The sequence below is a fragment of the Enterobacter sp. GD03975 genome, assembly GCF_029838645.1.
GTDB classification, from domain to species: domain Bacteria; phylum Pseudomonadota; class Gammaproteobacteria; order Enterobacterales; family Enterobacteriaceae; genus Enterobacter; species Enterobacter quasihormaechei.
In genome coordinates this window covers 230,258-244,204 of the sequence record NZ_JAOBZC010000001.1, presented here as the reverse complement: position 1 = coordinate 244,204, position 13,947 = coordinate 230,258, and the positions used below count along the sequence as shown (strand labels likewise).

General features: G+C 56.0%; 10 protein-coding genes. 5 read left to right on the top strand and 5 right to left on the bottom strand.

Annotation, left to right across the window (positions count from 1 at the left end):
- The first annotated feature begins 194 nt into the window (after positions 1-194).
- The 3 genes from fdnG to fdnI are packed head-to-tail and all read left to right on the top strand — an operon-like array spanning position 195 to position 4,787.
- On the top strand, positions 195-3,242 hold the full coding sequence (gene fdnG / locus N5C09_RS01075; RefSeq protein ID WP_193033690.1) for a formate dehydrogenase-N subunit alpha: 3,048 nt from the start codon (positions 195-197) through the stop codon (positions 3,240-3,242).
- 11 nt (positions 3,243-3,253) lie between these two features.
- On the top strand, positions 3,254-4,138 hold the full coding sequence (gene fdxH, locus N5C09_RS01070) for a formate dehydrogenase subunit beta (RefSeq protein WP_003857048.1): 885 nt from the start codon (positions 3,254-3,256) through the stop codon (positions 4,136-4,138).
- Positions 4,131-4,787 carry a formate dehydrogenase-N subunit gamma gene (gene fdnI / locus N5C09_RS01065; RefSeq protein ID WP_063451259.1) on the top strand — a complete coding sequence of 219 codons (657 nt, stop codon included), beginning with the start codon at positions 4,131-4,133 and terminating at the stop codon, positions 4,785-4,787. Before fdxH ends, fdnI begins: the two co-directional genes overlap by 8 nt.
- A gap of 61 nt (positions 4,788-4,848) precedes the next feature.
- Here the strand turns inward: fdnI and ppk2 are convergent, their stop codons facing one another.
- On the bottom strand, positions 4,849-5,667 hold the full coding sequence (ppk2, locus tag N5C09_RS01060; protein ID WP_102751144.1) for a polyphosphate kinase 2: 819 nt from the start codon (positions 5,665-5,667) through the stop codon (positions 4,849-4,851).
- A gap of 161 nt (positions 5,668-5,828) precedes the next feature.
- On the opposite strand from ppk2, the gene araJ reads away from it, so the two are divergent.
- Positions 5,829-7,004, top strand: coding sequence for an MFS transporter AraJ (gene araJ, locus N5C09_RS01055; RefSeq protein ID WP_279748264.1), 1,176 nt, complete (start codon positions 5,829-5,831; stop codon positions 7,002-7,004).
- A 40-nt stretch (positions 7,005-7,044) separates the two neighbouring features.
- On the opposite strand, the gene N5C09_RS01050 is transcribed toward araJ, so the two are convergent.
- On the bottom strand, positions 7,045-8,247 hold the full coding sequence (locus N5C09_RS01050; protein ID WP_279748263.1) for an NAD(P)/FAD-dependent oxidoreductase: 1,203 nt from the start codon (positions 8,245-8,247) through the stop codon (positions 7,045-7,047).
- A 130-nt stretch (positions 8,248-8,377) separates the two neighbouring features.
- Between N5C09_RS01050 and N5C09_RS01045 the strand changes: the two genes are divergently transcribed.
- The gene (locus N5C09_RS01045; RefSeq protein ID WP_063451263.1) at positions 8,378-8,887 is read left to right on the top strand and encodes an Rrf2 family transcriptional regulator; all 510 of its coding nucleotides are present in this window, start codon (positions 8,378-8,380) and stop codon (positions 8,885-8,887) included.
- 40 nt (positions 8,888-8,927) lie between these two features.
- Here N5C09_RS01045 and adhP read toward each other — a convergent pair whose 3' ends face one another.
- The 3 genes from adhP to N5C09_RS01030 form a co-directional block, all read right to left on the bottom strand.
- On the bottom strand, positions 8,928-9,938 hold the full coding sequence (adhP, locus tag N5C09_RS01040) for an alcohol dehydrogenase AdhP (protein WP_063451264.1): 1,011 nt from the start codon (positions 9,936-9,938) through the stop codon (positions 8,928-8,930).
- 208 nt (positions 9,939-10,146) lie between these two features.
- Positions 10,147-11,856 carry an ABC-F family ATP-binding cassette domain-containing protein gene (locus N5C09_RS01035; RefSeq protein WP_279748262.1) on the bottom strand — a complete coding sequence of 570 codons (1,710 nt, stop codon included), beginning with the start codon at positions 11,854-11,856 and terminating at the stop codon, positions 10,147-10,149.
- 344 nt (positions 11,857-12,200) lie between these two features.
- Positions 12,201-13,898, bottom strand: a complete 1,698-nt coding sequence (locus tag N5C09_RS01030) for an NAD-dependent malic enzyme (RefSeq protein WP_003857058.1) — start codon at positions 13,896-13,898, stop codon at positions 12,201-12,203.
- Between the last annotated feature and the right edge of the window lie 49 nt (positions 13,899-13,947).

Below are 13,947 nucleotides of genomic sequence, written 5' to 3'. Positions count from 1 at the left end.
AGGGTAAACTTATAGCATCTAACCCATTCACCAGGCGAATTTTCTGTTTCGCGGTTAACCCGAAAGGAGTAATAAATCATACCGGCGGTGACTATTAAGGGGGCGAAGTTCGGCGACCTTGATTTGACGCAAAAAAAACAGGGGCTTTGCTGTTAGTTTGCGGCGCGAAGTCTTTTCAGATAACGAGGACAGCAATGGACGTCAGCCGCAGACAATTTTTTAAAATCTGCGCGGGCGGTATGGCCGGAACAACAGCCGCAATGCTGGGATTCGCTCCCAAAATGGCGCTGGCTCAGGCACGCAACTATAAACTGCTGCGTGCGAAAGAGATCCGTAACACCTGCACATACTGCTCCGTGGGTTGTGGGCTATTAATGTATAGCCTGGGTGATGGCGCGAAGAACGCCAAAGAAGCGATTTATCATATTGAAGGGGACCCGGATCATCCGGTGAGCCGCGGGGCACTTTGCCCGAAAGGGGCGGGACTGCTGGACTACGTTCACAGTGAAAACCGCCTGCGCTATCCGGAATACCGTGCACCGGGTTCCGACAAATGGCAGCGCATCTCCTGGGACGAGGCCTTCTCCCGTATTGCAAAACTGATGAAAGCGGACCGCGACGCCAACTTTATTGAAAAGAACGAGCAGGGCGTCACGGTTAACCGCTGGACCTCCACCGGGATGCTGTGCGCGTCTGCGGCAAGTAATGAAACCGGCATGCTGACGCAGAAGTTTGTGCGCTCCCTTGGCATGCTGGCGGTAGATAACCAGGCGCGCGTCTGACACGGACCAACGGTAGCAAGTCTTGCTCCAACATTTGGTCGCGGTGCGATGACCAACCACTGGGTTGATATCAAAAACGCTAACGTCGTGGTGGTGATGGGCGGTAACGCCGCTGAAGCCCATCCGGTGGGTTTCCGCTGGGCGATGGAAGCGAAAAATAACAACGATGCGACGCTCATCGTCGTCGATCCGCGCTTTACGCGTACGGCATCGGTGGCGGATATCTATGCGCCGATCCGCTCCGGTACGGACATTACGTTCCTTTCCGGCGTGCTGCTGTATCTGATTGAAAACAACAAAATCAACGCGGAATACGTTAAGCACTACACCAACGCCAGCCTGCTGGTGCGGGAAGATTTCGCCTTTGAAGATGGCCTGTTCAGCGGCTATGACGCGGAAAAACGTCAGTACGATAAATCGTCCTGGAACTACCAGTTCGACGAAAACGGCTACGCGAAACGCGACGACACCCTGACCGATCCGCGCTGCGTGTGGAATTTGCTGAAGCAGCACGTTTCCCGCTACACGCCGGACGTTGTTGAAAACATCTGCGGAACGCCAAAAGCCGATTTCCTGAAGGTGTGTGAAGTGCTGGCTTCCACCAGCGCCGCCGACAGGACCACCACGTTCCTGTATGCGCTGGGCTGGACACAGCACACCGTCGGGGCGCAGAACATCCGCACCATGGCGATGATCCAGCTGCTGCTCGGCAATATGGGCATGGCTGGCGGCGGCGTGAACGCGCTGCGCGGACACTCCAACATTCAGGGCTTAACCGACCTCGGCCTGCTGTCAACCAGCCTGCCGGGCTACCTGACGCTGCCGTCCGAGAAGCAGAGCGACTGGCAAAGCTGGCTTGACGCCAACACGCCGAAAGCGACGCGTCCGGATCAGGTGAACTACTGGAGCAACTATCCGAAGTTTGCCGTTAGCCTGATGAAATCCTTCTACGGCGACGCGGCGCAGAAGGAAAACGACTGGGGCTTTGAGTGGTTGCCGAAATGGGATCAGGCGTATGACGTCATCAAGTATTTCAACATGATGGATAAGGGCGACGTCACCGGTTATATCTGTCAGGGCTTTAACCCGGTTGCGTCATTCCCGGATAAAAACAAAGTCGTTCGCAGCCTGAGCAAGCTGAAGTACATGGTGGTTATCGATCCGCTGGTCACCGAAACGTCTACCTTCTGGCAGAACCATGGTGAATCGAACGATGTCGATCCGGCAGCGATCCAGACCGAGGTCTTCCGCCTGCCATCTACCTGCTTTGCGGAAGAAGATGGTTCTATTGCCAACTCTGGCCGCTGGCTTCAGTGGCACTGGAAAGGGCAGGATGCGCCGGGCGAAGCGCGTAATGACGGCGAAATTCTGGCCGGTATTTACCATCGTCTGCGCGAAATGTACCGCACCGAAGGCGGCAAAGGCGCCGAGCCGCTGCTGAAGATGAGCTGGAACTACAAGCAGCCGGATCGTCCTGAGTCTGAGGAAGTCGCGAAAGAGAACAACGGCGTGGCGCTGGCGGATCTCTACGACGCCAACGGCAACCTGGTGGCGAAGAAAGGCCAGCTGCTGAACAGCTTCGCGCTGCTGCGTGACGACGGTACTACCGCCTCTTCCTGCTGGATCTACACCGGCAGCTGGACGGAGCAGGGTAACCAGATGGCTAACCGCGATAACGCCGACCCGTCAGGCCTGGGCAATACCCTGGGCTGGGCCTGGGCGTGGCCGCTGAACCGTCGCGTATTGTACAACCGTGCATCCGCCGACGTGAACGGCAAGCCGTGGGATCCGAAACGCATGCTGATCGAGTGGAACGGCACGAAGTGGACGGGGAATGATATCCCGGACTTCAATACCGCCGCGCCGGGAAGCAACACCGGGCCGTTTATCATGCAGCCGGAAGGGCTGGGACGTCTGTTTGCTATCGACAAGCTGGCGGAAGGGCCGTTCCCGGAACACTACGAGCCAATGGAAACGCCGCTCGGCACTAACCCGCTGCACCCGAACGTGGTCTCCAGCCCGGTGGTGCGCATCTATGAAGACGACGTGCTGCGTTTAGGTAAAAAGGACAAGTTCCCGTATGTCGGAACGACCTACCGCCTGACCGAGCATTTCCACACCTGGACCAAGCACGCGCGGCTTAACGCTATCGCGCAGCCAGAACAGTTTGTGGAGATCAGCGAAACGCTGGCGAAAGCGAAGGGCATTGCCAACGGCGATCGCGTGAAGGTGAGCAGCAAGCGCGGCTTTATTCGCGCGGTGGCGGTGGTGACCCGTCGTTTGCAGTCGCTGAACGTGCACGGCCAGCAGGTCGAGACGGTGGGTATTCCGCTGCACTGGGGCTTTGAAGGGGTGGCGCAGAAAGGCTATATCGCCAACACCCTGACGCCAAACGTCGGCGATTCCAACTCGCAAACGCCGGAGTACAAAGCGTTTCTGGTCAACATCGAGAAAGCGTAAGGAGCGATTAAATGGCGATGGAAACACAAGACATTATTAAACGCTCCGCGACCAACCCGATAACCCCCGCGCCTCGTGCGCGGGACTACAAGGCAGAAGTCGCCAAGCTGATTGATGTCTCCTCCTGCGTGGGCTGTAAAGCCTGCCAGGTGGCCTGCTCGGAGTGGAACGATATCCGCGACGAGGTAGGGCACTGCGTCGGGGTTTACGATAACCCGGCTGACCTGAGCGCCAAGTCCTGGACGGTGATGCGCTTTAGCGAAACCGATCAGAACGGCAAGCTTGAGTGGCTGATCCGCAAAGACGGCTGTATGCACTGTGAAGATCCGGGCTGCCTGAAGGCGTGCCCGTCTGCTGGCGCCATTATTCAGTACGCCAACGGCATAGTCGACTTCCAGCAGGACAACTGTATCGGCTGCGGCTACTGCATCGCGGGCTGTCCGTTTAATATCCCGCGCCTCAATAAAGAGGATAACCGGGTATACAAATGCACGCTGTGCGTCGATCGCGTCAGCGTCGGCCAGGAGCCTGCGTGCGTGAAGACCTGTCCGACCGGGGCGATCCACTTCGGCACCAAAAAAGAGATGCTGGAAGTGGCGCAGCAGCGGGTGGATAAGCTCAAAGCGCGGGGCTATGACAAGGCAGGGATTTATAACCCGCAGGGCGTGGGGGGTACGCACGTCATGTATGTTCTGCACCACAATGACCAGCCGGAGCTGTATCACAATCTGCCGAAAGATCCGGCGATCGATACCTCAATCAACCTCTGGAAAGGGGCGCTTAAACCGCTCTCTGCGGCGGGCTTTATCGCCACCTTTGCCGGGCTGATTTATCACTACATTGGTATCGGGCCGAATAAAGAGGTGGATGACGACGAGGAGGAGCATCATGAGTAAGTCGAAAATGATAGTGCGCACAAAGTTTGTCGATCGCGCCTGTCACTGGACGGTGGTGATCTGCTTCTTCCTGGTGGCGGTATCCGGCATATCGTTCTTTTTCCCCACGCTACAGTGGCTTACGGAAACCTTCGGGACGCCGCAGATGGGGCGCATTCTGCATCCGTTCTTCGGCGTGCTGATTTTCGTGGTGCTGATGTTTATGTTCGTGCGTTTCGTTCATCACAACATCCCTGACAAGCAGGATATTCCCTGGATTAAAGGGATTGTTGAGGTGCTGAAAGGCAACGAGCATAAGGTCGCGAAGGTAGGCAAATACAACGCCGGGCAGAAGATGATGTTCTGGACCATCATGAGCATGATTTTTGTGCTGCTGGTGACCGGGGTGATTATCTGGCGACCGTATTTTGCGCACTATTTCCCGATTCAGGTGGTGCGCTACGCACTGCTGATCCACGCGACGTCAGCCATTATTTTGATCCATGCCATCCTGATCCATATGTATATGGCATTCTGGGTGAAAGGTTCAATTAAAGGCATGATTGAAGGGAAGGTGAGCCGCCGCTGGGCGCAGAAGCACCACCCGCGCTGGTACCGGGACGTTGAGCGTCTTGAAGCGCAAAAAGAGAGTTCAGAAGGGATGAAGTAAATGCCCTGCGCCGTCGGCTTTGCCCGGCGGCGCTGCGCTTGCGCGGGCCTACTTCTCAATATCAAAACCGCTCTGCAATATACCGGAAGGGATATTTTGTTGGCTTCACTTTGCCGATTTTTCGTTTCGGTAAATCCACCTTGTCGACGTGAACGTCTTTATAAGGGATCTGCGAAAGCAGATGCGAAATAATATTCAGCCGCACCCTTTTTTTGTCTTCTGAACGCGCCACAAACCACGGCGCCCAGGCGGTGTCGGTCGCTTTAAACATGGCGTCACGGGCGAGGGTATATTCATCCCACAGATTGAAAGATTTAATGTCCATTGGAGACAGCTTCCAGATCTTGCGACCGTCGTTAATGCGGTCGCGCAGGCGGCGCTCCTGCTCTTTTGGCGTGACCTCAAGCCAGTATTTCAGCAAAATGATCCCGGCATCGACCATCGCTTTTTCCATCACCGGCGTTCCATCAAGAAATTTTTCGACCTGCTCTTCGGTACAGAAACCCATTACCTTCTCCACGCCAGCGCGGTTGTACCAGCTGCGGTCGAAAATCACGATTTCACCGGCAGAGGGCAGATGGGATACGTAACGCTGAAAATAGAGCTGACTTTTCTCTTTATCGGTAGGGGCCGGTAGCGCAACGACGCGGAAAACCCGAGGGCTGACGCGCTCGGTGATGGCTTTGATGGTGCCGCCTTTACCGGCGCCGTCCCGTCCTTCAAAAACAATACAGACCTTTAACCCTTTGGCGACCACCCATAGCTGGAGCTTAACCAGTTCAACATGGAGGCGGCGAAGTTCTTGCTCATACGCTTTGGTTTTGAGTGGCGCATTTTTAGCGACATCATCAACAATACGGGTTTTCTTCTTACTGACCATGGTGGGTCTCCCTTTGTGTGCGGTCGCGGAATCGAGGCCGTACTAAGAGTGTAATCGACCTGAATGAATGGATTAATGTGTCAGAAAGCTGATTTGAACTGGTTCACCATACAAGTTTATTCAATAATGCACGCTGCATATTTTTCAACAGTGGTTGCGGTATGAAAAAAACAATTTTTTCGTTAGCACTGGCTACCTTTGGCCTGGGGATGGCTGAATTTGGCATCATGGGCGTGCTGACAGAGCTGGCTCATGACACGGGCATTTCGATTCCCTCCGCCGGGAATATGATTTCCTTTTATGCTTTTGGCGTGGTGATCGGCGCGCCGATTGTGGCGCTGTGCTCCAGCAAATTCTCGCTGAAAACCACGCTGCTGTTTCTGGTGGCGATGTGCGTCCTCGGTAATGCGCTTTTTACTTTCTCTGACTCGTACGTAGGGCTGGCAGCGGGGCGGTTGATCTCTGGTTTCCCGCATGGCGCGATTTTCGGTGTGGGAGCGATAATTCTGTCAAAAATTGCACCGCCGGGAAAAGTAACGGTCGCTGTGGCCGGGATGATAGCCGGGATGACCGTTGCCAATTTGCTTGGCGTCCCGCTCGGGACGTGGCTGGGACATGAATTTAACTGGCGTTACACCTTCTTTTTAATTGCGGTGTTTGACGCCCTGGTGATCCTGTCTGTCCTGCTCTGGGTTCCCTCTCTCTATGACAATTCCACCACCCGCCTGGCAGAGCAATTCCACTTTCTGAAGAAGCCTGAACCGTGGCTGATCTTTGCCGCAACGATGTTTGGTAACGCCGGGGTGTTTGCCTGGTTTAGCTTCGTGAAGCCGTTTATGGTCAACGTGTCAGGCTTCTCCGAGGGCGTTATGACCGCGATCATGATGCTGATGGGGCTGGGTATGGTGCTGGGCAATCTGCTCAGCGGGAAGCTATCGGCGCGCTTTAGCCCATTGCGTATTGCCGCCACCACCGACCTGGTGATTGTGGCTTCGCTGCTGTTACTGTTTGCGTTTGGCGAACTGAAAACGGCCTCGCTGGTGATGGGATTTGTCTGCTGCGCCGGGCTGTTTGCGCTCTCAGCGCCGCTGCAAATTCTGCTGCTGCAAAATGCGAAGGGAGGCGAGATGCTGGGGGCCGCAGGCGGGCAAATGGCGTTCAATCTCGGCAGCGCGATTGGCGCCTGTTTTGGTGGAATGATGATTACCCTTGGCTTTAGCTGGAGTTATGTCACGCTCCCGGCAGCGATCTTATCCTTCTCGGCGATGACCTCACTGCTGCTGTATGGCCTCCGGTGCGCTAAAAAGCGTCAGGCCAACGCGGGGGCATTGGCCTGATTTCACACGTTGCCCGCAGGTCGCGGCACGTAAGCGTGAACTACACAAATTTCGCCAGCGGGTCAGCGGCGGCAAATGCGACCGCTCTGTCTGCTGCTGGCGGGTAAATCAGTTCGTTGGTGATGGCCACTTTGATTTTCTTGCCCTCATTGCGCACGGATTTAACACGCTGTTCCCACCCCTCGGTATACACCGCGCCCCAGCCACCCAGATCCAGACAGGTAACGTAATTCACCTGACGGTAAGGGTACGGCGCCAGATTTAACAGGCTGGCGGCGGCGTTATGTCCGGCGAATTTTCCCAGCTGGATCGCGTGCTGGCAGGTCATGAGCGCCGTGTTGCCCACGTCGTCCGTTTTTGCGTGCGCCATATCACCCGTCGCGTAAACCTCCGGATGCGCAGGCACCTGCAACGTGTCGGTGACTTTCAGACGTCCCTGCGGGTCGCGTTCCCCGGTAACGTGCTGGCTGAGGGGGTTCGCTTCGACACCTGCCGTCCATACCACGGTAGCGCTGGCAATGCGCTCTCCTTTTTTGAGCGTCACGCCGCAGGCATCAATGGCTTCAATTTCACTGTTTAAACGCCATTCAACCCCCAGCGCGTTGCTGGCTTCTTCAATTGTGTTACGCAGCGCCTCGCTGTAACGTCCGCCAAGGGTTGCACCTCGCTCTACTACGATTACTTTGGTCTTCTTATCAGCACCGAAACGAGTGCGAAGTCGGGCTGGGAGTTCCGTTGCCAGCTCAATGCCGGTAAAACCGCCGCCGCACACTACCACGGTATTACGCTCCGGGGAGGAAGGGCGTGTAGCCAGGGCGTCCAGGTGTTGCTCGAGCAGCCTTGCGGATTCAAGCTGGTCGATATCAAAGGCGTATTCCGCCAGGCCGGCAATAGGGGGACGCTTAGTCTGGCTACCGGTTGCGAGGATCAGGCGTTCGTAGGTGACTTCAGCTGTGGCGCCGTTTGAATCGCGATAAAAAACGGTTTTTGACGTTGTATCAATGCGTTGTGCTTCACCCGAAATAAACGCAATATCCAGTTCAGCAAACAGATCGGTCAGCGGCGCGACCATCGTTGACACATTTTCCTCATAAAAGCGGGGGCGAACGCGCAGTTCCGGGACGGGGGCCAGCACGGCAATGTTAAGGCTGTTGTTACCCTCCAGAGCAGAAAGACGCGCGGCGCTGACCGCAGCCCACATGCCGGAAAACCCACTACCCACAATTAAAATCTGCTTTTTCATACTCGATCCTTTTGATCGTCAGGCCATATGTCTGACATAACTGCCACTATACTTGTCGGAGTTAACTACGACAACTTTTTTCTGAGTTAAAAATCGTTATAATGCAGCGAACGATAACCCGGAGTAAGCCATGGCGTTTTACAGTTCTGGTGTGGAATACGGCATTCACAGCCTGATGTGTATGGTGGATGCTAAAGGTAATGAGCGTGAGATGAGCGTCCGGGAGATGGCGGCCTTGCAGGGCGTGCCGTACGACTATCTTGGAAAGATCTTCACCCGATTGTCCCGTGCGGGGCTGGTTATCAGCACCGAAGGCAAAGGGGGCGGGTTCCGGCTGGCGCGTCCGGCAGAGTTGATTACCGTGCTGGACGTGGCGCATGCCATCGACGGCGAGAAAAATATGTTTGAGTGTCGGGAAGTGCGACAACGCCTGGCGGTGTTTGATGAAACGCCACCGGCCTGGGTGTGCGACGGCCCGTGCGGAGTGCGGTCAGTTATGGACAGCGCGCAGCAGCGGATGGAAGAGGAGTTAGGGCGCCATACTATCCTCGACCTGGCGCGTAAAATGTACCGAAAAGCGCCGGACACGTTCCAGATTGAAGTTCAGGAATGGATTTCCGATCGGCGTTCATCCACGTGAAAGGCCGGGCAGGGCAAAGCCGCCACCCGGCAACTGCCGTTTAAGAACGTAAATCAATCACCATACGGCCACGGATCTGGCCCTGTTCCATCTCTTTGAAGATGGCGTTGATATCTTCCAGTGGGCGCATCGTGACTTTCGGAACCACCTTACCTTCTGCGGCAAACTGGAAGGCTTCGAGCAGATCCTGACGGGTACCCACCAGGGAGCCCACCACCTGAATACCATCCAGCACCAGACGAGGAATATCCAGGCTCATCGCTTCCGGCGGCAGGCCAACGGCCACCACGCGCCCACCGGCGCGAACCGCGTCAACGGCAGAGTTGAAGGCCGCTTTCGCTACCGCCGTCACCACCGCCGCATGGGCGCCGCCGGTTTTCTCCTGAATGACTTTTGCCGCATCTTCATTGCGGGAGTTCACGGTTAAGTCTGCGCCCATGCTGGCAGCCAGTTTAAGCTGCTCATCGTTCACATCAATGGCGATGACTTTTGCATTAAAGACGTTTTTCGCGTATTGCAGGGCGAGGTTACCCAATCCGCCAAGACCGTAGATCGCAATCCACTGACCCGGTTTGATCTCGGACACTTTCACCGCTTTGTAGGTGGTGACCCCGGCGCAGGTGATGCTGCTGGCCGCAGCAGAGTCCAGCCCCTCCGGGACCTTAACCGCGTAATCCGCGGTTACGATGCACTCTTCCGCCATGCCGCCGTCAACGGAGTAACCCGCGTTTTTCACGTCGCGACACAGGGTTTCGTTGCCGGTATTACAATATTCACAGTGGCCACAGCCTTCGAAGAACCACGCCACGCTCGCACGATCGCCTACTTTCAGCGAGGTGACGCCCGGACCAATTTCTTTGACGATACCAATCCCTTCGTGGCCGAGGATCACCCCGGTCTTGTCGCCAAAATCGCCATTTTTAACGTGGAGATCGGTATGGCAAACGCCACAGCACTCCATCTTCAGCAGCGCTTCACCATGCTTGAGCGCACGTAAGGTTTTCTCTGTAACGTTAACCTGATGATCCTGAGTGACAACAGCAGCCTTCATGTGTTTCTCCTTTTCATGATGAGTCTCTGCATTGCAGGTGTAATACCCATTAAGGATTAATACTTTGGCGCAGTAATGCAAGGCAGCCGCAACATAATGTCATCATTTAGTGCAGTTTCAGATTAAGAATACGGCGATCCTCTAATAATCAGTAGGGGAAAACACTGACATCAAAAAAGACCCGGCGTAGCAACCGCCGGGTACAGATTTACAGTTGGGCTTCTATCACCTCAATCTCTTTTCGCCATTGCGCCTGCAACTGCGGTTTTTGATGTTTGGGCTTGCGCGCCAAATCCTCTTCCAGCAGCGTTTCCAGCGCGACCAGGCGTTCGAGCAAATCATCAGACGCAGCAGGTGGCGCGTTTAGCGCTGATATCGACGGCTCGGGGACAACCGGACCGGTCCCCTCGCGCAGACGTTCGAACACCGCCTCCGCATCGTGCCATTCGCTCAGCCTGCCGTCCTCAATCAGCCAGAAACGGTTACAGCTCTGGCCGATCAGTTGACGGTCATGGCTCACCAGCAGCACGCCGCCTTCAAACTGTTGCAGGGTAACAGCCAGCGCGTCTTTGCCTTCCATGTCCAGATGATTTGTCGGTTCATCCAGCATCAGCAGGCTATAGCGGGCAAGCGTCAGGCCGACGAACAGCAGGCGCGAACGTTCCCCGCCGCTCAGCGTACTGACTTTTTGCCCGTGCCGCGCCCACGGGAAGCCGGCACTGATGAGCGCCATTTTACGGGTCTGCGGATCTGGCGCGAAAGGTTCCAGCGCATCCAGCAGCGCCGCATCGTCCGGCAGCTGGTGCAGCGTCTGGTCGTAGTAGCCGACCGAGACGCGCGGATGACGCTTAAGCCTGTCGTCTAAAATCTCGTCGCGAAAATGACGCCAGATAAGCTTCATCAGTGACGATTTACCGCAGCCGTTACGCCCCACAATCGCCACGCGATCCCCACTTTTCAGCCGCGCGCTGTCGAGGGTAAACAGCGCTGGCAGACCCGGCTCCGGAGGCACGCCGAGGCAGGTTATTTCCAGCAGGCGATCGGCCCGCAGCGCGTCCCCGCGCAGGGTTAAGGTCCACGGGCTTCCCGCAGTCAGTTCTGTCTGGTTTTCTTTCAGCCGTTCGACCTGTTTTTCCATCTGCTTAGCCTTACGGGAGAGATCTTCGTTGTCGTAGACCTTGCCCCAGGTCGCGAGGCGTTTGGCGCTGGCCGTTACGCGGTCGATCTCTTTTTGCTCTGCCTTGTGGCGCTGCGCATCGCTTTCGTCTTTCGCCTCCAGCGCCTGACGGGCGGCAGTGCAGGGAAGGGCGAAGTAGTGCAGTGTTTTATCGCGCAGGATCCAGCTGCCGTTGGTTACCGCGTCCAGCAGCTGTCTGTCGTGAGAGACCAGCACAAAGCTGCCGGACCAGCGCTGTAAAAACTGCTCCAGCCACAGCAGGGTCGGCAGGTCGAGGTGGTTGCTCGGTTCGTCCAGTAACAGCAGATCCGGATCGTTTATCAGCGCTCTCGCCAGCAATAAACGCGTATGCTGACCGCCGCTCAGCGTGGCGGATTGCAGCGCCGTTTCCTGCGTCGTAAAGCCCATTTCGGCCAGCAGCGTCTCGGCCTTCCAGCGCAGACTGTCGCGCTCAGCGGTCGGCAGCTGCGCCAGCACTGCATCCAGCATGGTCAGGGGATAAAGGGTCTCCGGCAGATGTTGTTCCACGCGCGCCAGCAGGCAATGTCCCGCCAGTGAAACGGTTCCGGCAGCAGGGGACTGCGCCCCGTCGAGGATTTTCAGCAGCGTACTTTTTCCGCAGCCGTTATCACCCAGCAGGCCAATGCGGTCGCCCTTTTTCAACGTAAAGGAGAGAGAGTCGAAGAGCGTGCTAAACGCTGTATCAACACGTAAAGAATGTGCAGTGAGTAGAGTGCTCATTGTTGCTTACCCAGGAGTTACAGGCATGTTTATGCCTCGTCAAACATCGCTGACGATAACTCAGTAAGCCCGAGAGAAGGGATTTCAGGGGTTGGTGTCTTCGCTCAAGCGGAAGTTATCGCAGCACGATACCGATAACGCTTGAGCTGGTGCGATCACCAAATGTATGTGAAACATTGAAAATTTCACAGTACAGCATAATTGGCCTCCTTATATATTCAATGGGTTGATGGATGAAGGGAGTGTAGCGGGGGAATGTGGGTTTGGCTAGCGGGAAGTGCCGTATATTCCCTTCACCCTGACCCTCTCCCCTTTAGGGAGAGGGCTGGGATAAGGGACAAAATTTAAATCGAAGTACGACGATAGCTACGGTATTCCGGCATCCAGAAATTATCGTCAATTGCCTGCTGCAACGCATCGGCAGAGGTTTTCACCGCTACGCCTTGCTGCTGCGCCATTTTGCCCACCGCAAAGGCAATGGCACGGGACACCTTATGTATGTCCTTCAGCTCCGGCAGTACCAGTCCTTCACCGTTGTTCACCAGCGGAGAGTGGCCCGCCAGCGTTTCGCTCGCGGACATCAGCATTTCGTCGGTGATGCGTGATGCGCCGGAGGCAATGACACCCAGGCCAATACCCGGGAAGATGTAGGAGTTGTTGCACTGCGCGATGGGGTAGAGTTTGTCCTTCCACACCACCGGATCGAACGGACTGCCGGTCGCGACCAGGGCGTTGCCTTCGGTCCAGGCGATGATGTCCTGCGGCGTTGCTTCCACGCGTGAGGTCGGGTTTGACAGCGGCATCACGATAGGACGTTCGCAGTGCTTGTGCATTTCGCGAATGATCTCTTCCGTAAAGAGGCCAGTCTGCCCGGACACGCCAATCAAAATGTCCGGCTTGACGTTGCGCACCACGTCAAGAAGGGAAAGCACTTCGTTGTCGGTATCCCAGTTTTTCAGGTTCTCGCGCTTCTGCACCAGTTTGGTCTGGAACGGGAGCAGGTTCGGCATGCCGTCGGTCAGCAGGCCAAAGCGGTCCACCATAAAGACGCGCGAGCGCGCCAGCTCTTCGCTCAGGCCTTCACGCTGGGTCTGGGCAATAATTTGCTCGGCGATGCCGCAGCCCGCAGAGCCCGCGCCCAGGAAGACAATTTTCTGATAGCTGAGCTGGCTGCCCGCCGCACGGCTCGCGGCAATCAGCGTACCGACGGTCACTGCCGCGGTGCCCTGAATGTCGTCGTTGAACGAGCAGATCTCATCGCGATAACGGTTAAGCAGCGGCATGGCGTTTTTCTGCGCGAAGTCTTCGAACTGCAACAGAACGTCCGGCCAGCGGTGCTTCACGGCCTGAATGAAATCATCAACAAACTGATAGTACTCGTCGTCGGTAATGCGCGGGTGACGCCAGCCCATGTACAGCGGATCGTTCAGCAGCTGCTGGTTGTTGGTCCCCACGTCCAGCACCACCGGCAGGGTATAGGCCGGGCTGATGCCGCCGCAGGCGGTATAGAGAGAAAGCTTACCGATAGGAATACCCATCCCGCCAATGCCCTGATCGCCAAGGCCAAGAATACGTTCTCCATCGGTCACCACGATCACTTTGATGTTGTGGTTCGGCACGTTTTGCAGAATGTCGTCCATGTTGTGACGGTTCTGATAGGAGATGAACACGCCGCGGGAACGGCGGTAGATCTCGGAGAAGCGTTCGCACGCCGCGCCGACCGTTGGGGTGTAAATCACCGGCATCATCTCTTCGAGATGGTTCTGCACGAGGCGGTAGAAAAGGGTTTCGTTGGTATCCTGGATATTACGCAGGTAGATGTGTTTATCGATTTCGGTTTTAAAGCCCTGATACTGGATCCAGGCACGTTCTGCCTGTTCTTCAATGGTTTCAACCACTTCAGGCAGCAGGCCCAGCAGGTTAAAGCTGCTGCGCTCTTCCATGCTAAAGGCGCTGCCTTTGTTCAGAAGAGGGAACTCCAGTAAAACCGGACCGGCGTAAGGAATATAAAGGGAACGATGTTTTTTCAGTTTGTTGTCCATGTCACTCACTCTTTTTAAGAAGATCCGTCCCTGACACTGCTGTTTGTCA